We start from the raw sequence: 20,773 nt of genomic DNA on the forward strand, positions 1-20,773 counted from the left end.
CCGTTTCGGCGCGGTAATTGCGTCGCAGAAGGGCATGCAAGCTCTTCTGAAACGTTGGACGCACGCCCTGCTCGAGTGGTTGGGCGTGACGTCGTCCTCCAGCGATGCGATGGACCGCTGGGCGGCCTTCGCTTTGGTCGTACTGGCGGCCCTGCTCATCGACCTCTTTCTGCAACTGATTGTCGTGCGGGGAATCCGGCGGCTGGTCGAGCGTACGCGTGTGAAGTGGGACGACCGTCTGTTCAGCGTCCCGGTGCTCAACCGTTCGTGTCATGTGGTGATCGCCGTGCTGTTGACGGCCGTGCTGCCGGTGATCTTCGACGAACAGTCCGTCGGGCGGATCGTCGTACTGCGCATGATGCAGGTCTTCATCGTCTTCACCTTCCTGCGGCTGATCAATGCGCTGTTGTGTGCCGCCTTCCACATCGTCTCGTTGCGCCCCGACTGGCAGAACAAACCCATCAAGGGGTTGCGGCAGACGGCCCAGGGCTTCTTTACGATCGTGGCCGTCATCCTGATCGTCGCCATCCTGATCGACAAGTCGCCCGTAAAGCTGCTGACGGGGCTCGGCGCTTCGGCGGCGGTGCTGATGCTGGTCTTCCGCGACAGCATCATGGGCTTCGTTTCGGGGATCCAGCTCTCGGCCAACAACATGCTGCAGGTCGGCGACTGGATCTCGGTGCCGAAGTACGGTGCCGACGGCACGGTCGAGGAGGTCTCGCTCACGACGGTCAAGATCCGCAACTGGGACAACACGCTGGCCATGCTGCCTCCCTACCTGCTGACGACCGACTCCTTCACGAACTGGCATGCCATGCAGCTTTCGGGCGGGCGGCGCGTCATGCGTTCGGTGTCGATCGACATGACCAGCGTCCATTTCTGCACGCCGGAGATGCTGGCCCGTTTCCGGCGGATCGACCTGCTGCGCGACTACATCGACCTTACCGAACAGCGCGTCGAGGCCTACAACGCCGCCCACGGCATCGCCCCCGGCGAGCGGAAGATCAACGGCCTGCACCAGACCAACCTGGGTGTTTTCCGCGCCTATCTGGTGCGTTATCTCGAGGCGGAGGTCCCGGTCAACAAGTCGATGACGCTGATGGTCCGTCAGCTGCAGCCGACCGAGACGGGTATTCCGATTCAGCTCTACTTCTTTACCGATACGGTGGTATGGACCGAATACGAGGGGATTCAGTCGGATGTCTTCGACCATGTGCTGGCGGTGATTCCCGAATTCGGGCTGCGGGTCTTCCAGAGTCCGGCGGGGTCGGACGTTGCGGCGTTGGGCGATTATCTGCAGGGGGATGATGCTGCCGGGGATCCGGGCGCGGATGCCCCCGTGGCGAATGATTCCGACCGTCCGGATGCGGAGGATTCGCCCTCTAAAGGGTCATCATCAGCAGGACCTGAATGATGATCACGCGCAGGAACATGCAGACGGGGTAGACCGTGGCGTAGGAGACCGACGGGTTGTCGCCTTCGATGGTGTCATTGGCATAGTTCAGCGCCATGGGGTTGGCCATGCTGCCGCAGAGCAGCCCTGCGACCGATCCGAAGTCGACCTTCATCACCCGCAGGGCGAAGAGCCCGACCAGCACCACCGGCACGAAGGTCAGCAGAAATCCCACGCCGAGCCACAGCGCCCCTTCGGGACGCATGACCGTCTCGAAGAAGTGCGCCCCGGCGTCGAGACCCAGACAGGCCAGATACATCGAGAGCCCCAGGGCGCGCAGCATGAGGTTGGCACTCTGCGTCGTGTAGGTGATCATGTGCAGGCGGGGTCCGAACGTGCCGATCAGAATGCCGACGATGATCGGGCCGCCGGCCAGTCCCAGCTTGACGGGGATCGAGATGCCGGGGATCGAGACCGGAATGCTGCCCAGCGTCAGTCCGAGGATCAGACCGACGAATACCGAGATGAGGTTGGGTTCGTTGAGACTCTTGACGGCGTTGCCGAGAATCTTCTCGACGTTGCGGATCGCCTGGGCCTCGCCCACGACCGTCAGCCGGTCGCCCATCTGCAGCCGCAGGTCGGGTGTGGCGAGCAGCTGTACGCCCGAACGGTAGACGCGGCTGATGTTGATGCCGTAGTTGTTGCGCAGACGCAGCTGCGAGAGCTTCTTGCCGTTGATTTCGGGCCGGGTGACCAGGATGCGCTGCGAGATGAGCTGGCTGTCGACGGCGTTCCAGTCGATGTTCTCCTTGTTCCAGTCCTTCTTCTCCTGCTCGCCGAAGATCATCCGCAGCGCCTCGGCATCGGCCGGGGTGGTGATGACGAGGATGACGTCATCCTGCTGCAGGGTCTTGTCCGACGTGGGGATCGAGACCTGCCCGTTGCGCCATACGCGCGAGATGACGAAGTGGTGGTGGCTCTGCAGGGCGATGTCATGGACGCTCTTGCCGAAGAGTGCCGGATTGGTGATGTGGTAGCTGGCGATGAAGACGTTCTTGCGGTGTTCGGCGTCGGGGCCGGGCAGGTCCGACGGCCGGACGAACAGTTTGCGCAGGAAGGCGATGGCCAGAATCACACCGACGACGCCCAGCGGATAGGTCACGGCACAGCTCAGCGCGGCGCCGCTGTCGTCCATGCCCAGCTGCTTGAGCACCTGTTGGGCGGCACCCAGTGCCGGGGTGTTGGTCGTCGCGCCGCACAGGATGCCTGACATGTCGGACATGCGGATGCCGAAGGCGTAGCTCAGACCGGCAGCCAGGAGCGTCCCGATGAGGATCAGGACGATGGCCGGCGAGAGGAGCCGCGTCCCCTCCGAACGCATCGAGCTGAAAAAGCCCGGGCCCACCTGCAGCCCTAAGGCATAGACGAAGATGATCAGGCCGAAGCTCTCGGCATAGGTCAGCATCGCCGGATCGAGCTTCAGCCCGAGGTGGCCGGCCAGAATGCCCACAAAGAAGATGAAGGCCGTGCCGAGCGAGATTCCCATGATGCGGATCTTGCCCAGTCCGATTCCGAGTGCGGAGATCAGCGAGATGACCACCACGGCCTGCAGGGCCGAGGGTTCGAAGAGCAGATCCTTGAACCATTCCATCTTGTGCGGGTCTTGAGCGGGTTATGCGGTTTGAAAACGGTGCAAAAGTAGGTCAAATTTTTCTTTTTGCCGCCTTTTCGGCCGGAAAAGTGCAGCCCGGGAGGCGCGTTTTGACCGAAGGGTCTGTATTCTGACCTGCAAAAAGCCCGGCTTTCGCGAGAAGGCCGGGCTCTGTGGCTGGGTGGAACGGGGTGCCTACCGGATGCGCAGGAACGAGTATCCGTAGCGCTTGACGGCGGCACGCTCCAGCTCCTCGCGCACCGACGGATGGGCGATTGCGATCAGTGCCCGGGCCCGTTCGGCGAGGTTCTTGCCGCGCAGATGGGCCACGCCGTACTCCGTGACGACGTGTTGGATCATGTGGCGCGTGGTGACCACGCCGGCGCCGGGCGTCAGCAGCGCCTTGATCTTCGACTCGCCCTTGGGCGTCATCGAGGGCATGGCGATGAAGGTCTTGCCCCCTTCCGAGAGGGCGCCGCCGTACATGAAGTCGTGCTGTCCGCCGACCCCTGAGATGATGCGCTCGCCGACCGAGTCGGCGCAGACCTGTCCCGTCAGATCGACCTCCACGGCCGAATTGATGGCCATGACCTTCGGGTTCTGACGGATGCGGAACGGATCGTTGGTCCACGCCACGTCCTTCATCACCAGATCCTTGCGGTAATCCATGTAGTCGTACAGCCGGCGTGAGCCCAGGGCTAGCGAGGCTACCGTCGTGCCGGGCATGACGACCTTCTGCGAGTTGTCGATCACGCCGCTCTCCAGCAGCGGCAGCACGCCGTCTGTCATCGCTTCGGTGTGCAGACCGAGGTGCTTGTGGTCCTTCAGCGCGCCGAGCACGGCATTCGGGATGCCGCCGACGCCGATCTGCAGCGTGGCGCCGTCGGGAATCAGCTCGGCGATGGCGCGTCCGATGCGCAGTTCGGTCTCTGTCGGTACGGCCGTCGGGACCTCTACCAGCGGGGAGTCGACCTCCACGGCCGCGGTGAAGCGCGACGAGTGGATCACGGCGTCGCCGTAGGAGAAGGGCATGGCCCGGTTGACCTGGGCGATCACCGTGCGGGCGCACTCCACGGCCGAGACGGCCAGGTCGGCCGAGATACCGAACGAGCAGTAACCCTCGGCATCCGGGGGCGAGACGTTGATCAGCGCCACGTCGAGCGGCAGGGTGCCGTCGCGGAACAGCCCCGGGATTTCGCCCAGAAAGGCCGGGATCGACTGCCCGTAGCCGTCGGCCAGCCAGCGGCGGATGTTGTTGGCCACGAAGAGGCTGTTTACGAGAAACGATTCGCGGTATTCGGGACGGCAGTAGGGGGCCTCGTGGGCCCCGACGGCAAAGGCCGAGTAGAGCTTCACGCCGCGCAGCTCCGCTCCGCGGTCGGCCATGGCGGCCACCAGCACCTCGGGGATCGACGTGCTCCCCTGGATGTAGACGCTCTGGCCCGGTTGGATGAGTTTTACCGCCTCCGCGGCTGTCGTGTATTGCATGGCAGGTTGAATTTTCGCTTACAGCGGGTGGTTTTCGGCAAAGGCCTTGAGGCGCTTGTCGAGCAGTTCGAACTGTTCGGGGCGGTTCATCTGCGAGACACAGACGCGGATGCCGTGCTGACGGCTGCCGGTCGACGAGAGCGAGATGGCGCAGACGCCGCACAGCAGCAGTTCGCTCAGCAGCTCGGCACTCGTCATCGTGCCGTAGCCGATCGTGTAGAAGAATCCGTCGCCGACCCGCTCCTCGCGGTCCTTGTCATAGACGATGCGGAAGCCGTGGCGCAGGAAGATCTCCTTGGTCAGCCGGGCCCTGCGGGCATATTCGGCCGTTTCGCCGACGAAATCCAGCCGGCCGTCGGCCGCCGCGCGGAACATCGCTGCCAGGGCATACTGCGCCGAGTGGCTCGTGCCCGAGGAGGCGGCGTAGAGGAACGTCAGCACGTAGGCGTCGCCCAGCCGGGCAATGCCGTAGCGCTGGCGCAGCGCCTCGTATTCGCGCTGGAACAACGTGTCGGAGATCGCCGCCACGGCGATGCGCTGTCCGGCGTAGCTGAAGATCTTCGATCCGGAGATCAGGACGATCCAGTTCTTCGTATAGCGGGCCACCGTCGCCTGATAGGGCGCCTCGAAGGGGCGCCCGAGCGGTTTGCGGAAGTCCATGCAGAGGTAGGCCAGGTCCTCGATGACGATCGTATCGTAGCGTGTGGCCAGTTCGCCGATCGTGCGCAGCTCCTCCTCCGTGAGGCAGACCCACGAGGGGTTGTTCGGATTCGAGTAGACGATGGCCGCTATGTCGCCCTGCGCGAGATAGCCTTCCAGTTTCGGACCGAGCTTTTCGCCGCGGTAGTCGTAGATGTCGAACGATTCGCTGGGGATGCCGAGGATGTGCACCTGACTCCGCTGGACGGGGAAGCCCGGGTCGATGAAGAGGATTCTGCGCCGTGCGGAGTCCAGCTGCGAGCACATCAGGAAGGCGGTGAAGCTCCCCTGCATCGAGCCGACCGTCGGGATGCAGCCCCGCGGCGAGATCTCCACGTCGAGGTAGGCCTTGATGAAGCGTGCGGCCTGCTCTTTCAGCTCCGGCAGTCCGTACATGTTCGGGTATTGCGAGGCGACCCCTTCGGCCAGCGCCCGGCGTTCGGCCTCGATGCCCACCTGCTCGGGCGGAAGCCCCGGAACACCCATCTCCAGATGGATGAACTCCTCGCCCGTCGCGCGTTCCATGATGCGGGCGATGTCGCCCGACTGGCGGATCGTCGCCCGGGCGATGTCGGCGATGTCCATCTGCTTCAGCGCCGATTCGAGATACAAGCGGTCGTAGGGTGCGTTCATCGTGCGGCCTGTTTTTTGGCGGTTTCGTACCCCGCACGGAAGGCCGCGAGGTTGGCCTCGACCACCGCCTCGCCCTTGCGGGCGAAGATGGTACGGATGCTCTCTTCGAGTTTCGCGGGCTCGATGTCCAGCAGCGGGGCGGCGGCGCCCAGCAGCGCCATGTTGGCCGAACGCGGCGACGAGGCTTCGCGGGCCAGGGCGTCGGCGTCGAGCCGTACGACGTGCGGCAGCGAGGCAAGCTCCGCCTCGAGGGCTGTCTGGTCGGGGTAGTTCGGAATGTTCACGACCGGAACGGTGTTCGTTACCACCCATCCGTCGGCCGAGAGCCACTCCAGGTAGCGCAGCGACTCCATCGGTTCGAGCGAGACGATCAGGTCGGCCCCGCCGCGCGGGATGAGGTCCGAGCGGATCTCTGACGAGGAGATCCGCAGGTGTGACTGCACGTCGCCGCCGCGCTGGCTCATGCCGTGAACTTCGGCCTGCTTGAGCTGCAGCCCCTCGGCGAGGGCGGCCCGGCCGATCACCGTGGCGATCGAGAGGATTCCCTGTCCTCCGACGCCCGAAAGTATGATATCTTTTTTCATCTCTGTGCGGTTTGGTTTATTTTCTGTACTTGGCGGCGGCATGGCGTTTGGCCGTCTGGATGCACTCGCGGCGCGGGATGATCACCGAGACGCCCCGGTAGGCGATCTCCTCGCGGATGACGCGTTTCATCTCCTCGCGGTTTTTGGGCAGGGGCACCACCACGCGGATGTGGGCCGGGTCGACGCCGATGCCGGTGCAGATCTGTTCGAGGCGTCCCGTGCCGGCCGAATCCTGTCCACCGGTCATGCCGGTGGTCAGGTTGTCGGAGATCACAACGGTGATGTTCGCCCCTTCGTTGACGGCGTCCAGCAGTCCCGTCATGCCCGAGTGGGTGAAGGTCGAGTCGCCGATGACAGCCACCGAGGGGTGTTGTCCTGCGTAGGCGGCGCCCATGGCCATCGTGATCGAGGCGCCCATGTCGACGCACGTGTCGATGGCGTGGAACGGGGCAAGCCAGCCCAGCGTGTAGCAGCCGATATCGCTGAATACCTTTCCGTTGGGGAATTCGCGCACCACTTCGGTCAGGGCGGTGTACATGTCGCGGTGTCCGCATCCCTGGCACAGGGCGGGCGGACGCGGCACGACGACCTCACTGGCGGCGTGTGCCCGATGCGGAGCCAGCCCCAGGGCGGCCCGCACGCTGTCGGGGGTCAGCTCGCCCGTTCGCGGGAGTTCGCCCGTCAGCCGGCCGCAGATCTTCAGCGGTGCGGGCAGTACGCCCCGCACGGCCTGCTCGATGAAGGGCTGTCCCTCCTCGATGACGAGCAGTTCGCCGCACTCCTCGGCCAGCCGCCGCACGAGCGCCTTCGGCAGCGGATACTGCGAAATCTTCAGCACGGGATAAGGACATCCGTCGGGGTAGTTCTCCATCAGGTAGTTGTAGGCGATGCCGCTGGCGATGATGCCCATCCGCTTGTCCGTGCCCTCCGTGTAGCGGTTGAAGCGGCTCGCGGCGGCCTCCTGCTCCAGACGTTCGTTGTCGGCGATGAGCTCCTTGCAGCGCACGCGCGAGTTGCCGGGCATGAGTACCCACTGGCGCGCCTTTTCGGGATAGCTCAATGCATTTTCGGGCTGCGGCTCTCCCACCTCGACGACGGCCCGCGAGTGGGCCATGCGGGTGGTCATGCGCATCAGCACCGGAATCTGGTACTTTTCCGAGAGGTCGAAGGCCGTGCGGATCATGTCGTAGGCCTCCTGCTGGGTCGAGGGTTCGAACGTGGGGATGAGGGCGAACTGCCCGTAGAAGCGCGAGTCCTGTTCGTTCTGCGAGGAGTGCATCGAGGGGTCGTCGGCCACCACGACAACCAGACCGCCGTGGGCGCCGGTCATGCCCGAGTTGACGAAGGCGTCGGCGGCGACGTTCAGCCCGACGTGTTTCATGCAGACCATGGCCCGTTTGCCGACGAACGACATGCCGAGGGCCTCCTCCATGGCCGTCTTTTCGTTGGATGACCACGTGCGGTGGACGTTGCGTTCGGCGGCCAGCGGGTGGCCCTGGATGTACTCCGTGATTTCGGTCGACGGCGTGCCCGGATAGGCGAAGACGCCCGACAGTCCCGCATGGAGGGCCCCCAGTGCGAGGGCTTCGTCTCCCAGTAAGAGTTCTCGTTTTGGCATAGTTCGCGGTTGGTTGGTTTTCGGTTTTTACAAAGTTACAAATTTTCAGCAGAATGACAATATTTCGCGTCGATTTATTAAAAAGGTGTGCCGTTTTATGAAAAATAACCTGAAGTGTCAACTTTTTTATTTAAATGTGTAAAACGGCTGTCGGCGTTTGTCCGGAGCCCGGTCTTTTGTTCGTGTCTCAGGGGCTTGCGCTTCGCAGGAATTTCCCGCGTCAACGGGGCGATGGAGCGACCTGTTTCCTCTCCGACAATCGGATTTCAGGGGTGTTGATTCCCCGCTTTTTTATGCTTCAGAAAAAAATGGTTCCGGAGGGCAAAAAAATTCGTTTTAATCTTGGTCAGTTAACCTTTTTTTCTATATCTTTGTGCGTGGTTCGAAATTGGTGTACCAGTTTGGTGATCCAGTTTGGTTGACCAAACGGGTGATTTCGGGACTTTGTAAGTGCCATATAATCAATAAACTAACCTATACTTAAAACTGCATTATGGCTAAAAATTACTTGCTGAAGTCGCTGATGCTGCTGGCTCTGCTGGTCAGCTCGGCAACTGTCCATGCGCAGAAAATCACGGTCCGCGGTGTGGTCAGTGATGAGAACGGCCCTCTGATCGGTGTCTCGGTGGTGGTCAAGGACCCCCCCCCGGCAACCGGAACCGCAACCGGTATCGACGGTTCCTATTCGCTCTCCGTTCCCGGAGAGGAGACGCTGCTCGAATTCTCGTATGTCGGTTATAAGCCGGTGGAGATCAAGGTCGGCAAACAGACCACGATCAATGTGAAGATGGAGCCCGAAACTGAGGCCCTCGATGCGATCGTTGTCGTGGGCTACGGTGTGCAGAAGAAGTCCCACCTGACGGGTTCGATCGCCAAGATCGAAGGCAGCGTGCTGGCCGACCGCCCCGTTTCGGACGTTACGACGGCGCTTCAGGGTCAGATCCCCGGTCTGACGATCAACAATACCACCTCCGAGGTGGGTGTCATGCCTTCGATCCGCGTGCGCGGTACGGGTTCGATCTCGGCCGACAGTTCGCCGCTGGTGATCATCGACGGCTATCCCGTTCCCGACGGTCTGCAGACGCTCAACCCCTCGGATATCCAGTCCATTGAAATACTGAAGGATGCCGCTTCGGCCGCCATCTACGGTTCGCGTGCCGCCAACGGTGTGATCATGATCACCACCAAGAGCGGCTCGTCCGAGAAGCCCCGCTATTCGGTCAAACTCTATCAGGGCGTCAAGTGGGCCTACCGGCTCCACGACCTGCTGACCGCCACGGAGTATCTCCAGTGGCAGGAGAGGGAGGCCGCGTGGGGAGGTCCGGCCGTCAAGACGCAGGACAAGGTGGCTGCCTGGATCGAGCAGAATATCGGTTCGACCGACTGGCAGCGCGAGGGTCTGCGCGATGTGGCCAGCGTTACCAATGCCCAGTTCTCCGTCCAGGGCGGCAAACGCGACATCCGCTACTATTCGTCGGCTGCCTGGACCCGCGATCAGGGTATCATGTTGCAGAACGAGGTGCAGAAGGTGACCTTCCGTACGAAGGTGGATGCCAACCTGTCGAAGGCCGTTACCTTCGGCGTGAACGTCTCGGCCAACTACCAGAAGGCCTCGCGCCCGCGCAACAACTTCATCGACTTCTACCGTACACCGTCGTTCCTGCCCGTCTACCACAACGCCTGGACCACGGCCCTGACCGGTTATACGGGATTTGCCCGCGGCAGCCACTTCAACAATCTCTATGCGCCGATCGGCGATCCGGACGAGTATGGCAACCCGACCTACAATACGACGGCCGTGTCGCCCTTCAACTCGGCCAACAACAACCCCCGTAGCGTGATGGCCAACACCACGCGCTGGAACGAGAACTTCCAGGGCATGGCCAACGTCTATCTGACGGTGGATATCTGCAAGGGCCTTCAGTTCAAGACCTCGAACGGCGTGAACGTGCGCTACCGCCCCTCGTACAGCTACGCCAACAAGAATGCAACGAAGGACGGTACGGCCAGTGAGGCCACCTTCACCAGCTCGCTCTATGTCGACATGCTGACGGAGAACACGCTCAATTACAACCGCACCTTCGGCCGTCACGACCTGGATATTCTGGCCGGTTATACGGCCGAGTCGACCCGCGTGCAGAACGTGGCCCTGAGCGGTACGGGCTTCCCGACGGACAACATCCAGACGCTCAACGCCGCCACGATCTTCGAACTGGCCTCCGAGAACAACGGCAATGGCAGCGGTACGGGAACCTTCCGTTACCCGAACGAGGTGCTCGAATCCTATCTGGGACGTATTTCGTACAGCTACGACGGCCGTTATTTGCTGTCGGCCTCGCTGCGACTCGACCGCTCGTCGCTCTTCTCGTCGGGCAACCGCAATGCCTGGTTCCCCTCGGTGTCGGTGGGCTGGCGCATCTCCGAGGAGCAGTTCATGAAGGAGCAGCGCGTCTTCTCGAACCTCAAGCTCCGTGCCTCGTACGGTGTGACGGGTAACAACAACATCGACTATGTAGCCGCCCTCGAGGTGCTCAATTCGGCCAACTATCCCACGGGCTCGGGCAACGGATCCCTGACCCCCGGTTCGGCCAACACCTCCTCGACGCTGGCCAACTCGAACATTACGTGGGAGCAGACCGACGAGTGGAACTTCGGTCTGGATGCGGGCTTCGTCGACAACAAGATCGCCCTGACCTTCGACGGTTACTATTCGGTGACCCGTGCACTGCTCTTCGAACAGCCCACGCAGTCGTTCACCGGCTTCCAATACTACTGGAACAACATCGGCAAGGTGCGCAACGCCGGCGTCGAGATCCAGCTCGACACGCGTCAGATCAACCACAAGAACTTCGAGTGGTCGACGACCGTCAACTTCTCGCTCACGCGCAACAAGCTGCTCGAGATCGGCGGCGAGGCGCAGGTCATCACCCAGGGCGAACGCTCCGAAAGCTACATCGCCCGTGTCGGCGACCCGCTGATCCAGTACTACGGCTTCAAGAGCATCGGCGTATGGAACTCGCAGGAGGAGATCGAGGCCAATCCGCACTTTGCGGGTGACGTGCCGGGCGGTCTGCGGCTGTGGGATGCCGACGGAAACGGCGAACTGAACGACAATGACCGCGTGGTGCTGGGTGATCCCTATCCCGATTTCACGTGGGGCATGACCAACAACTTCCGCATCGGCAATTTCGACGTGTCGTTCCTGCTGCAGGGCGTGCAGGGCGTGACGGTCTTCAACGGCGACGTCTTCTACAACGAGTCGCACAAGTACAACCGCGCCTACATGGAGAACCGCTGGGTGAGCGATACGCACCGCGGCGACGGCAAGACCCCCTACGCCAAGAACGGTTACGACATCATGCTCACGGACCTCGGTCTGCAGGATGCCTCGTACCTCTGTCTGCGCGACCTGACGGTCGGCTATACGCTGCCGAAGAAGTCGGCCCGCAAGCTGGGTTTGAACGGCCTGCGCTTCTACGTGACGGGTTCGAACCTCTTCTATCTGTGGAGCGACGACTACAAGGGCATCAACCCCGAGTCGCGCATGACTTCGGGCAACTACGCCAGCCCGCTGATCGACGGCTACCAGCGAGGAGGCTTCCCGCTGACGTCGACCTTCACGTTCGGCATCGACCTTAACTTCTAACACCCGGAACGAAGATGAAAACTACGCTCAAATATATCGGTTCGATGATCCTGACGCTCGCTCTGGGCGCCTGCAACCTGGATCAGTACCCCTATTCCGAAATTGCGGCCGACGAGTACGTGACGGATGCCTCGGCGGTCAACGACCTGGTGATCGGCACCTACAACGGCCTGCACAACGTCATGTATTACGAGTGGGCGCTCACGGAGCTGCGTTCGGACAACACGCGTATGCGTGTGAGCGGCTCCTCGTCGCAGGATACCAAGCTCATCGAGCAGCTCGACCAGGGGACTATCACCACGGCCCACACCTGGGTCGAGAACTACTGGAATGCCGCCTATGCGGCCATCGACCGCGCCAACAAGGTCATTTCGTACCTCGACGTGGTGGAGGATCCCACGCAGCGCGCCCAGTACGAGGGCGAGGCCAAGTTCCTGCGTGCACACCTCTATTTCAATCTGGTGCGGCTGTGGGGCCCGGTGTTCCTCGTGACGAAGAAGACCGGTGCCGACGAGGCCCGCTACATGCAGCGTTCGCCCGTGGAGGACATCTACGCGCTGATCGAGGGTGACCTGAATGCCATTATCGATCGCAACATGCTCCCCGAAACGTCGGCTTCGGGCGATGAGGGGCGTGCCACGATGCCCGCCGCCAAGGGGCTGCTGGCCAAGGTCTACATGACGCGCTATGAGGTGGGCTCGGAGCAGTACATGAAGGCGGGCGATTTGCTTCGCTCGGTGCTGGCTTCGGCCGGAAATCCGCAGAGCGGCGCCGATCTGGTCCCCTACGACCGGATCTTCGCTACGGACAACGAGATGAACAAGGAGATCATCTTCGCCGTGCGTTACCTCTCGGGCAACGTCGGCCTGGGCAGCCCGTTCGGCACGCTCTTCGGCCCGATGAACAACGGCAACAACGTGATCATGGGTTCGCCCAAGCACTACAACTATCCGTCGGACGATCTGTTGTCGGCCTTCAACAACAACGGTACGGCCGAGAATCCCGACAAGCGCAAGGCGGTAACTCTGAAGGAGAGCTACTACAACGCCACGACCGGTCTGACGGTCGAGGCCCGCTGGTGTGACAAGTTCCTCTCGCCGATCACCACGGAGTATGACGGTGAGAAGGACTGGCCGATTCTGCGCGTGGGCGACGTGGCGCTGCTGCTGGCCGAGTGGATCAACGAGACGTCGGGCCCGACGGACGAGGCAATGCGTTATCTGAACATGATCCGCGAGCGCGCCGGCGTGGCCACCTATACGACGACAGACCTCTCGTCGAAGTACCTCTTCCGTGAGGCCGTGCGCAAGGAGCGCCGCCTGGAGCTGGCCTGCGAGAACCAGCGCTGGTTCGACCTGATGCGCTGGGGCACGGCCGTCACGACGGTCAACAACTTCTTCGCCTCGGAGCTCTTCTACTCGGAGTACGACTATACGGTCAGCCCGATTTCGGAGTGGCAGGTGCTGCTTCCGATCCCCATCTCGGTGATCAACATCAACCCCGAAGTGGCTCAGAATCCCGGATACTAACCGATAACAGCAAAAACCTATGAAACGAATCTTGAATCGAATATGTGCTTTTGCAACGGCCGTCGGGATGCTGCTGGCGACGGGTTGCGACAAGACCTACGTGGACGATGTGACGCTCTATGCGCCGTTGATCGAGAGTTTCTCGCCGGCTTCGGCCCCCGTGGGTACGGAGATCATCATCACGGGTCAGCACCTGAGCGGTGTGACAAAGGCCTACATCGGTGACCAGGAGATGGTCATCAAGGAGAAGGTCTCGGATACGCGTCTGTCGATCGTGGCCGGAGCCAACGGCCGCGACGGGCGGATCATCCTCGAGAATACCCAGGGCAAGGGTGAATCGGAGAGCGAATTCACCTATTCGTATGCCGTTCCGTCGTTGAAGCCGGCCCTGCTGCAGGAGTCGGTGGTCATGGGCGAGCAGCTGCTCCTGACGGGTACGGATCTCTCGGCCGTCGAGGCGGTGATCTTCACGGCCGAGGGGCAGGAGAACGGCCACGAGGGCGATATCCAGGAGCAGAGCACCACGGAGATCGTGGCCCGCGTTCCCTATGTCGAGAACGGCAACGTGCGCATCACGCTGCGTTACTTCGACGGCACCTCGTCGGTGACCACGCCGCTCGACGAGGCCCCCTCGATCGAGGTGGTGCGCGTGGTTCCGGTCTTCGACCAGCCGGTGACGCTCGAGCGTACGGCCGTCGGCAAGTCCGTGACGCTGACGGGCGAGAACCTCGACAAGGTCGACCGCATTCTGGTCGGCGAGTTCGAGGCCCTGATATCGAAACAGCCCACGTCGCTGACCTTCACGGTTCCGGCCGGTGATTTCCAGGACGGCGACACCGAGACGACCGTTGTGGCCGAATACTTCGACGGCAACGAAACGATTACGCTCAGCGAAGCCTTTGTGGTCTACGTTCCCTACCTGATGTTCTGGGAGAACATGCGCGTCTGGGCCCAGGGCCGCGACGTGGAGTCGATGTCGTCGTTCTTCTCGCCCCAGACGGGCCGCGTCTATGCCAACTCCGACTGGCGGACGGTCATCGACCCGATCTCGTACCAGTATCAGGCTGCGACCTGCTCGGCAGGCAATACGCCCAACAAGGCGGTGATCACCGAGGAGCAGTACAATTCGGTCAACCCCTACTTCTTCTTCTCGGGCATGAGCGCCGGACAGCTGCAGGTCAACTCGCCGGCCAACTCGACGGGTCAGCTGCGCAACTTCTACTTCGAGAACAATTCGGCCGACGAATACCGCGTTACGGGCGTGAAGGGCGACTGCTACGGCACTCCGGTGCTGACGTTCCGCTACCTGGATTCTTCGAATGCCGCCGAGAAGGCGCTGATCGACCAGGTGAAGAACCAGACGCTGGAGCACATCGACGAGGAGAGCTTCCCGATCGACGTCGAGGCCAAGACCGTGGGCGGCATCGGCATCAGCTCGGCCAAGGGTACGCTCAACAGCGACGTCTGGGCCGCCGGCAAGTACACGGCCGGCACGGATGCCGCGGCGGTGGATGTCGACGCCGTGCTGATGGTGCTCTACTACGGTTACGACGGTTCGGCCGAGAATGTGGCCGCCAACATCCGCAGGATCGGCTTCCTCCACATCCGCACGGTCAACTTCAAGACCTACAACAACACGAAGGCCCCCTCGTCGAGTGACGTGACCTTCAACTGCTACTGGCAGAAGTACGATTACGACTACTCGAAACTGGCAAACCAACAATAACCTAAAACCCATTCGACGATGAAACGAATCACGAAATATCTGACCCTTCTTCTGGCGGGATCGCTGGCGGCGCTGACCGCCTGCGGCCCCGAGCAGAGTGAGGTCGATGCGCAGCATACGCCTTCGATCAATTCGACGACCCTGTCGCCGATGACCGACGAAAGCGGCAGCGTCCGTGCCTATATCGGTACGGAGGTTTCGGCCGGGGGATTCAACCTCGACCTGGTGTCGCACGTCACGGTGGACGGGGTAGAGGCCGAGATTACCGAGCAGACGATCAAGACGCTGAAGTTCAAGATTCCGGCGCTGGATCTCGCTCAGCAGGATGCCACCTATCAGGTGTGGATCGATGTCTACGATGCCGACGGCGAGAGCGTTATCTTCCACTATCCCTATTATCTGACGGTTCCGGTGACCGACGCCCTGATCACGGCGTATGCGCCGGCCGAGGGTATGGTCGGTACGGAGGTGACCCTCACGGGTCGCAACCTCGAGCAGATCACCCGTGTACACTTCGGTGAAGTGACGGTCGAGGCGGCCGGTTTTGCGGAGGTGACGGCCGAGTCGATCAAGGTGGCCGTTCCGGCCGGGGAGTATGCCGCCGGCGACAGTGAACTGGCCATCACGGCCGAGTGGGGCACGGCGACGATCGACGTGACGGGCGAGACGCTCTTCACATTGCACACGCCGAAGTTCGATGCCGCTTCGCAGAAAGAGGGCGAGCAGAACGTCCTTGGTGACGAGGTGACCTTCACGGGTCAGAACCTCGATCTGGTGAACGGCATGAAGTGGGGCGAGTACGATCTGATCGTGATGACGGCCGAGGCCGACACCATCACGGTGAAATTCCCCACGTCGATCGCTGCGGCCGATCCGGTTGTGGCCGAGGCCGCGCTGACGGCCCAGTGGGGTACTCCGGCTCAGACGACCACGGTCGCTTCGGCCTGGCGTCTGGATACGACGCCCGTAGGTCCGGCCAAACCCGAACTGATTTCGATGACGGCCCAGGACGGCGGTGAGGAGAATAAGTTCTATCTGGGCAAGACGGTGACGGTCAAGGGTGAGAATCTGGCCTCGATCGAGGGCTTCACGGTTGACGGCGTCAAGGCCGAACTGGTCGGCACGCCGACGGATGTCGAGGCGCAGTTCATCGTTCCGGACGGCGTGACGTTCACCGAAGCTAAGGAGGTTTCCGTGAAGGCGCTTTACAACGGCAGCAACGAAGTGGACTTCGGCACGGCCATGGTCTATCCGTTCTATTACTTCCCGAATATCGAGATGGGTATCGGTTCGAGCTCCAAGACTAGCTATCCGGACTACAACCGCGAGCATGCCTTCCTGCTGTTGGACAGCGGTGAGGTGATCTCGGCCGATGACTGGTACAACAATGCGATTGATCCCTATGCCAAGAGCGGAGATAATATCTTGATTTTCAGAGATCCTGATCCCGAAGTTACATCAAGCAATCAGTTAGCTGCATCAACAACGAAGGAACAATATTATAGTGTACAACCGTATCTTTTCCTCTCGGCATCGTCGAAGCATAAACTGGCATGGCAGTCTCCCGGTAACTCTCCTTCGCAATTAAAGACTCATTGTTATTTGCTTGATGGAATTCTAACAGCAATGCCGTCAACTTATGGAACTCCGATTTTCTACTTCCGGGTTCTCTCGTCCAGCAGTGAGCAGGATTTGAAAAATTCTGTTGTGGGAGGAACTGTGACGTCGGTCGAAGATTATAAGGCCATGGGTGGTTCCGCAGCTCCGGCCTTTGGAAATACGGAATCGTCGAGTGCCTGGACTCAGGGAAGTGTGATTGCTGTTCAGTATATCAACTATGCGCACGGTTTAGTTGGTGGCAAACCCGAGAGTGTAACTGATATCTGCCGTCAAGGTTTCCTGTATATTAAGGAGGTGACTTGTGGTGATCTTTCGACCGGTCTGGCCAATGAGGATCGTTCGGGACATATCACCTTCGACTTCTATTGGTCGAAAACGTTGAATGAATAATAAAAAACCGGTTTTTTAGTAGGTTAATTGGGGAACGAAACCGGAAATCCTCTTCCGGAATGACCGGAGGAGGGTTTCCGGGGACGTTTAAGAAGAAACTCAAGCATGATGCGTAAAACCATATTGTTGATGCTGCTGGCCATTCAGACGCTGGCCTGCTCGGGGGGCGAGGCCTCCGCGGTGGAGCCGTCGGCGGGCAGCGGAAACACCTCCCAGGGCAGCGGCTCCGACCAGGGGCAGAATTCCGATCCGACCCCGGACCCCGAGACGACGCTCTACGTCTCGTCGGCTGACGAACTGAAGGCCCTCGGGACGCTGAAGCCCGGTACGGTCGTTGTCTGGCGCAACGGCCTCTACAGCGACCAGATCGCCGAGTTGAAGAGTGCCGGTACGGCCGAACAGCCCGTCATCCTGCGGGCCGAGAAGGCCGGGGCGGTCTGCTTCACGGGTACGTCGCGGATCTCGGTCTCGGGAACCTGCGCCGAAGTGGAGGGCTTCTGGTGGCGCAACCCCGAACCCGTCTCAGGCAAGTCGGTCGTAACGCTGGCCAAGGGCTCCTCGCACTGCACGGTGCATGACTGCGCCATTACGGGCGACAATACGCGGGAGGATGCCGAAACCGACACGAAGTGGGTTTCGCTCTACGGCACGGACCACCGCGTTGAGGGATGCACCTTCCGCGACAAACGCAACATCGGCACGCTGATGGTTGTCTGGCTCGAGGAGGGCGTAACGCCCCGCCATGCGATCGTCGCGAACCACTTCGAGCGTCCCGTGACGCTCCGTGACGACAACGGCAAGGCGATCAACGGTCAGGAGACCATCCGCATCGGCACGAGCACCTTCTCGATGCAGGAGGCCGCCTGCACGGTCGAGGACAACTACTTCTACCGCTGCCACGGCGAGCAGGCCGAGATCGTCTCGAACAAGTCGTGCGGGAACACCTACCGCCGCAACCTCTTCGTCGAGTGCCAGGGTACGCTGACCATGCGCCACGGCAACAACTGCACGGTGACGGGCAACTACTTCGTCGGAAACGGCATGTCGGGTACGGGCGGTATCCGTCTGATCGGCGAGGGACACACCGTCGAGCGCAACTACCTCGAGGGGTTGGCCGGTACGGGCTACCGGTCGGCCATCTGTCTGGTGCGCGGGCAGGAGAATCCGGCTTTGAGCGGCTACTGGCAGGTCAAGAATGCCAGGGTGCGCTATAACATGGTCTACGCCTGCAAGTACGGACTGAATGTCAACTATGCGAGCAGTTCGAGCGATCAGGTGGTGCCCGTTGTCTCGACGGTGATCGAGGGCAACACCGTTTCGGCGACCTCGTCGGGCTACGCCGTGGATTGCGCCACGGAGCCCGCGGCCCCCGAGATCGAATGGAACGATAACAAACTCTACGGTCGTCAGCGTGGTGTTTCGCTGCCCTCGCTGACCTCGGCTCCGGCCAAACCCAACGTACAGCCCGCCATGGATGCCATCCGTGAGGCGGCCGGGTGCTCGTGGAAAACCGAATAACGGTAAGAAAGAAGATGATGAAATCGCTGAAATATCTGTTGCTGACGGTGGCCGTGCTGGCAGCCGCGACGCTCCCGGCGCGTGAATACCGCGTGGCTGCAGGCGATGTGGCCGCGACGCTGCGCGAGGCGAAGCCCGGCGACCGCATTGTGATCGAAGATGGCATATACAACGATCTGACGCTGAAATGGCTCGGCCGCGGCACCGAGAAAAAGCCTCTGTGCATCGAGGCTCAGACGCCCGGCGGGGTGGTCTTCACGGGCACCTCGACGTTGCGTCTGGCGGGAGAATGGGTCGAGGTGAGCGGCCTCTGCTTCCGGGACGGACACGCGCCGTCGGGTTCGGTCATCGAGTTCCGCAACGGCCGCGAGGTGGCCAACCACTGCCGCCTGACGGAGTGTGTCGTCGACGGCTACAACCCCGTGCGCCGCGACATGGCCTACAGTTATATCCTGCTCTACGGACGTCACAACCGCGTCGACCACTGCACGCTGACCGGCAAGCTCAACCTGGGTGTCACGCTGATCGTCATGCTCAACGAGGAGCGCAGCCAGCAGAACTTCCACCGCATCGACCACAACTGGTTCGGTCCGCGTCCGGTCTACGGTTCGAACGGCGCCGAGACGATCCGTGTCGGCACCTCGCAGCAGGCCTACTCGTCGTCCAATACGCTCATTGAGGAGAACCTCTTCGACCGCTGCAACGGCGAGGTCGAGGTGGTTTCGATCAAGTCGAGCGACAATACGATCCGCCGCAACGTCTTCTTCGAGTCGGAAGGGGTGCTGGCCCTGCGCCACGGCGACCGCAATACGGTCGAGGAGAACCTCTTCGTGGGCCACGGCAAACGCAATACGGGCGGTATCCGCGTGATCAACGCCGGCCACAAGGTGCGCCGCAATACGCTGGTGGGCATCGCCGGCGAGCGCTTCTTCTCGGCGCTGGCCCTGATGGACGCCGTGCCCAACTCGCTGCCCAACCGCTACTGTCAGGTCGAGGATGTCGAACTGACGGACAACACCTTCATCGACTGCTCGAACATCGAGTTCGGCACGGGCAAGGACCTTGAGCGGACGCTGGCCCCCGAGCGGGTGTTGTTCGCCCGCAATACGATCGTCAACCCGAAGGCCGACGCTCCGTTCATCGCCGTCGACCGCACCGACGGCTTCACCTTCCGCGACAACCGCGTCGCGCTGGCCCGTCCGTGTGAGATCAAGGGTTTCGAGAACGTTCAGCCGCAGCTTCCCGTACTGCCTGCGGAGACGGAGATGCGTGCCGGCAAGGGGGCCTCGTGGTACCGTCCCGAGGTGCAGGCACAGTCGCGCTCGGAGCGCGTCTATACGGTGCATGCCGGTGAGGACCTTCCGGCCGTGGTCGAGCAGGCCGAGGCGGGTTCGGTGGTCGAACTGGCCGATGCCGGCGGTGACTACGCCATCCAGCGTGCCATGGTGGTGCGCGTACCGCTGACGATCCGCGGCGTGAAGGGGAGCGAGCGTCCCGTCGTGCGCTTCAACGGAACGCGCGGTGACAACATGGTGACCATCGCCGATGGCGGTGAACTGCATATTGAGGGGATCGCCTTCTCGGGCCGCCTCGAGGAGGGCAAGGCGCTGGCCAAGGCCGGTATCTCGACGGCCCGCGACATGATCCGCCCCTACAACCTCCGGGTGGACGACTGCGCCTTCTACGACTTCGGCGAGAGCGGCTTCTTTGCCGTCAAGGGAACGCAGGCCACCTTTGCCGGACGGGTCGAGATCCGCAACTCGATCTTCCGCGACCTCTCGGGCGACGCCATCAACTACGCCGCCGAACGCGACGACAAGGGACGCTACAACGCCGACGACATGGTGATCGAGAACTGCTCGTTCTACCGCATCCTCGGGCTGCCGATCAACATCTACCGCGGCGGCAGCGACGAGTCGACGGCCGGTCCCTATGTGACGATCCGCCGCTGCAACTTCGAGGACTGCTGCAACAAGGAGCGCGGTTCGGTGATGCGGCTCGTCGGTCCGCAGGTGCTCGACATCGAGGGGTGCAACTTCTCGAACAGCGGCCGGGGCGGACGTTCGATCCGTCTGGACGAGGCCACCTGGGAGAAGGTCTCCATCTCGGCGTGCAATTTCTGGAATGCCGGCGCCATCCTCTCGATGACGGGCAAGGCCGTCAAGGGAGAGCTCTATGAACTGGAACCTGTCTATGTCGATGCCGCGCATTACGACTTTGCGCAGCGCGAGGATTCGTCGCTGGCACGGCTGGGCATAGGTGTTAAAAACGAATAACC

At 61.8% G+C, this 20,773-nt stretch carries 12 protein-coding genes; 7 read left to right on the plus strand and 5 right to left on the minus strand.

Annotation, left to right across the window (positions count from 1 at the left end):
- Window positions 1-34 precede the first annotated feature (34 nt).
- On the plus strand, window positions 35-1,414 hold the full coding sequence (locus B5E60_RS02650) for a mechanosensitive ion channel family protein (RefSeq protein ID WP_087309345.1): 1,380 nt from the start codon (window positions 35-37) through the stop codon (window positions 1,412-1,414).
- Here the strand turns inward: B5E60_RS02650 and B5E60_RS02655 are convergent.
- The 5 genes from B5E60_RS02655 to B5E60_RS02675 all read right to left on the minus strand — a co-directional run bounded on the left by B5E60_RS02655 (window position 1,383) and on the right by B5E60_RS02675 (window position 8,066).
- Window positions 1,383-3,044, minus strand: a complete 1,662-nt coding sequence (locus B5E60_RS02655) for a putative transporter (protein ID WP_087309346.1) — start codon at window positions 3,042-3,044, stop codon at window positions 1,383-1,385. The genes B5E60_RS02650 and B5E60_RS02655 overlap by 32 nt on opposite strands.
- Window positions 3,045-3,239: 195 nt before the next feature.
- On the minus strand, window positions 3,240-4,532 hold the full coding sequence (locus tag B5E60_RS02660) for an acetyl-CoA hydrolase/transferase family protein (protein ID WP_087309347.1): 1,293 nt from the start codon (window positions 4,530-4,532) through the stop codon (window positions 3,240-3,242).
- Between the two features lie 18 nt (window positions 4,533-4,550).
- Window positions 4,551-5,864 carry an aminotransferase class I/II-fold pyridoxal phosphate-dependent enzyme gene (locus B5E60_RS02665; RefSeq protein WP_087309348.1) on the minus strand — a complete coding sequence of 438 codons (1,314 nt, stop codon included), beginning with the start codon at window positions 5,862-5,864 and terminating at the stop codon, window positions 4,551-4,553.
- Window positions 5,861-6,448 (minus strand): indolepyruvate oxidoreductase subunit beta, encoded by a 588-nt coding sequence (locus B5E60_RS02670; protein ID WP_087309349.1) that lies wholly within the window; start codon window positions 6,446-6,448, stop codon window positions 5,861-5,863. Before B5E60_RS02670 ends, B5E60_RS02665 begins: the two co-directional genes overlap by 4 nt.
- A 16-nt stretch (window positions 6,449-6,464) precedes the next feature.
- A complete protein-coding gene (locus B5E60_RS02675) occupies window positions 6,465-8,066 on the minus strand; it encodes a thiamine pyrophosphate-dependent enzyme (RefSeq protein ID WP_087309350.1) in 1,602 nt (533 codons plus the stop codon).
- A gap of 493 nt (window positions 8,067-8,559) precedes the next feature.
- On the opposite strand from B5E60_RS02675, the gene B5E60_RS02680 reads away from it, so the two are divergent.
- From B5E60_RS02680 to B5E60_RS02705, 6 genes are all read left to right on the plus strand, one after another.
- Window positions 8,560-11,712 carry a SusC/RagA family TonB-linked outer membrane protein gene (locus tag B5E60_RS02680; protein WP_087309351.1) on the plus strand — a complete coding sequence of 1,051 codons (3,153 nt, stop codon included), beginning with the start codon at window positions 8,560-8,562 and terminating at the stop codon, window positions 11,710-11,712.
- Between the two features lie 14 nt (window positions 11,713-11,726).
- Entirely contained in the window at window positions 11,727-13,241 is a 1,515-nt protein-coding gene (locus tag B5E60_RS02685) for a RagB/SusD family nutrient uptake outer membrane protein (RefSeq protein ID WP_087309352.1), read from the plus strand.
- Between the two features lie 19 nt (window positions 13,242-13,260).
- A complete protein-coding gene (locus B5E60_RS02690) occupies window positions 13,261-14,967 on the plus strand; it encodes an IPT/TIG domain-containing protein (protein WP_087309353.1) in 1,707 nt (568 codons plus the stop codon).
- 18 nt (window positions 14,968-14,985) lie between these two features.
- Complete coding sequence (locus tag B5E60_RS02695; protein ID WP_087309354.1) at window positions 14,986-16,977, plus strand: IPT/TIG domain-containing protein; 1,992 nt, start codon at window positions 14,986-14,988, stop codon at window positions 16,975-16,977.
- A 108-nt stretch (window positions 16,978-17,085) separates the two neighbouring features.
- Window positions 17,086-18,495: a polysaccharide lyase 6 family protein gene (locus tag B5E60_RS02700; RefSeq protein ID WP_162611586.1), complete on the plus strand. Its 1,410-nt coding sequence runs from the start codon at window positions 17,086-17,088 to the stop codon at window positions 18,493-18,495.
- Between the two features lie 17 nt (window positions 18,496-18,512).
- Window positions 18,513-20,771 (plus strand): chondroitinase-B domain-containing protein, encoded by a 2,259-nt coding sequence (locus B5E60_RS02705; protein ID WP_239403185.1) that lies wholly within the window; start codon window positions 18,513-18,515, stop codon window positions 20,769-20,771.
- Window positions 20,772-20,773: the final 2 nt, after the last annotated feature.

This window comes from Alistipes sp. An116, assembly GCF_002161005.1.
Taxonomy (GTDB): Bacteria; Bacteroidota; Bacteroidia; order Bacteroidales; family Rikenellaceae; genus Alistipes; species Alistipes megaguti.

What these genes read in the sequence shown, in the direction of transcription:
- B5E60_RS02650 (WP_087309345.1), top strand. Translation starts at nt 35, where the DNA reads ATGCAAGCTCTTCTGAAACGTTGGACGCACGCCCTGCTCGAGTGGTTG.
- B5E60_RS02655 (WP_087309346.1), bottom strand. Translation starts at nt 3,044, where the DNA reads ATGGAATGGTTCAAGGATCTGCTCTTCGAACCCTCGGCCCTGCAGGCC.
- B5E60_RS02660 (WP_087309347.1), bottom strand. Translation starts at nt 4,532, where the DNA reads ATGCAATACACGACAGCCGCGGAGGCGGTAAAACTCATCCAACCGGGC.
- B5E60_RS02665 (WP_087309348.1), bottom strand. Translation starts at nt 5,864, where the DNA reads ATGAACGCACCCTACGACCGCTTGTATCTCGAATCGGCGCTGAAGCAG.
- B5E60_RS02670 (WP_087309349.1), bottom strand. Translation starts at nt 6,448, where the DNA reads ATGAAAAAAGATATCATACTTTCGGGCGTCGGAGGACAGGGAATCCTC.
- B5E60_RS02675 (WP_087309350.1), bottom strand. Translation starts at nt 8,066, where the DNA reads ATGCCAAAACGAGAACTCTTACTGGGAGACGAAGCCCTCGCACTGGGG.
- B5E60_RS02680 (WP_087309351.1), top strand. Translation starts at nt 8,560, where the DNA reads ATGGCTAAAAATTACTTGCTGAAGTCGCTGATGCTGCTGGCTCTGCTG.
- B5E60_RS02685 (WP_087309352.1), top strand. Translation starts at nt 11,727, where the DNA reads ATGAAAACTACGCTCAAATATATCGGTTCGATGATCCTGACGCTCGCT.
- B5E60_RS02690 (WP_087309353.1), top strand. Translation starts at nt 13,261, where the DNA reads ATGAAACGAATCTTGAATCGAATATGTGCTTTTGCAACGGCCGTCGGG.
- B5E60_RS02695 (WP_087309354.1), top strand. Translation starts at nt 14,986, where the DNA reads ATGAAACGAATCACGAAATATCTGACCCTTCTTCTGGCGGGATCGCTG.
- B5E60_RS02700 (WP_162611586.1), top strand. Translation starts at nt 17,086, where the DNA reads ATGCGTAAAACCATATTGTTGATGCTGCTGGCCATTCAGACGCTGGCC.
- B5E60_RS02705 (WP_239403185.1), top strand. Translation starts at nt 18,513, where the DNA reads ATGAAATCGCTGAAATATCTGTTGCTGACGGTGGCCGTGCTGGCAGCC.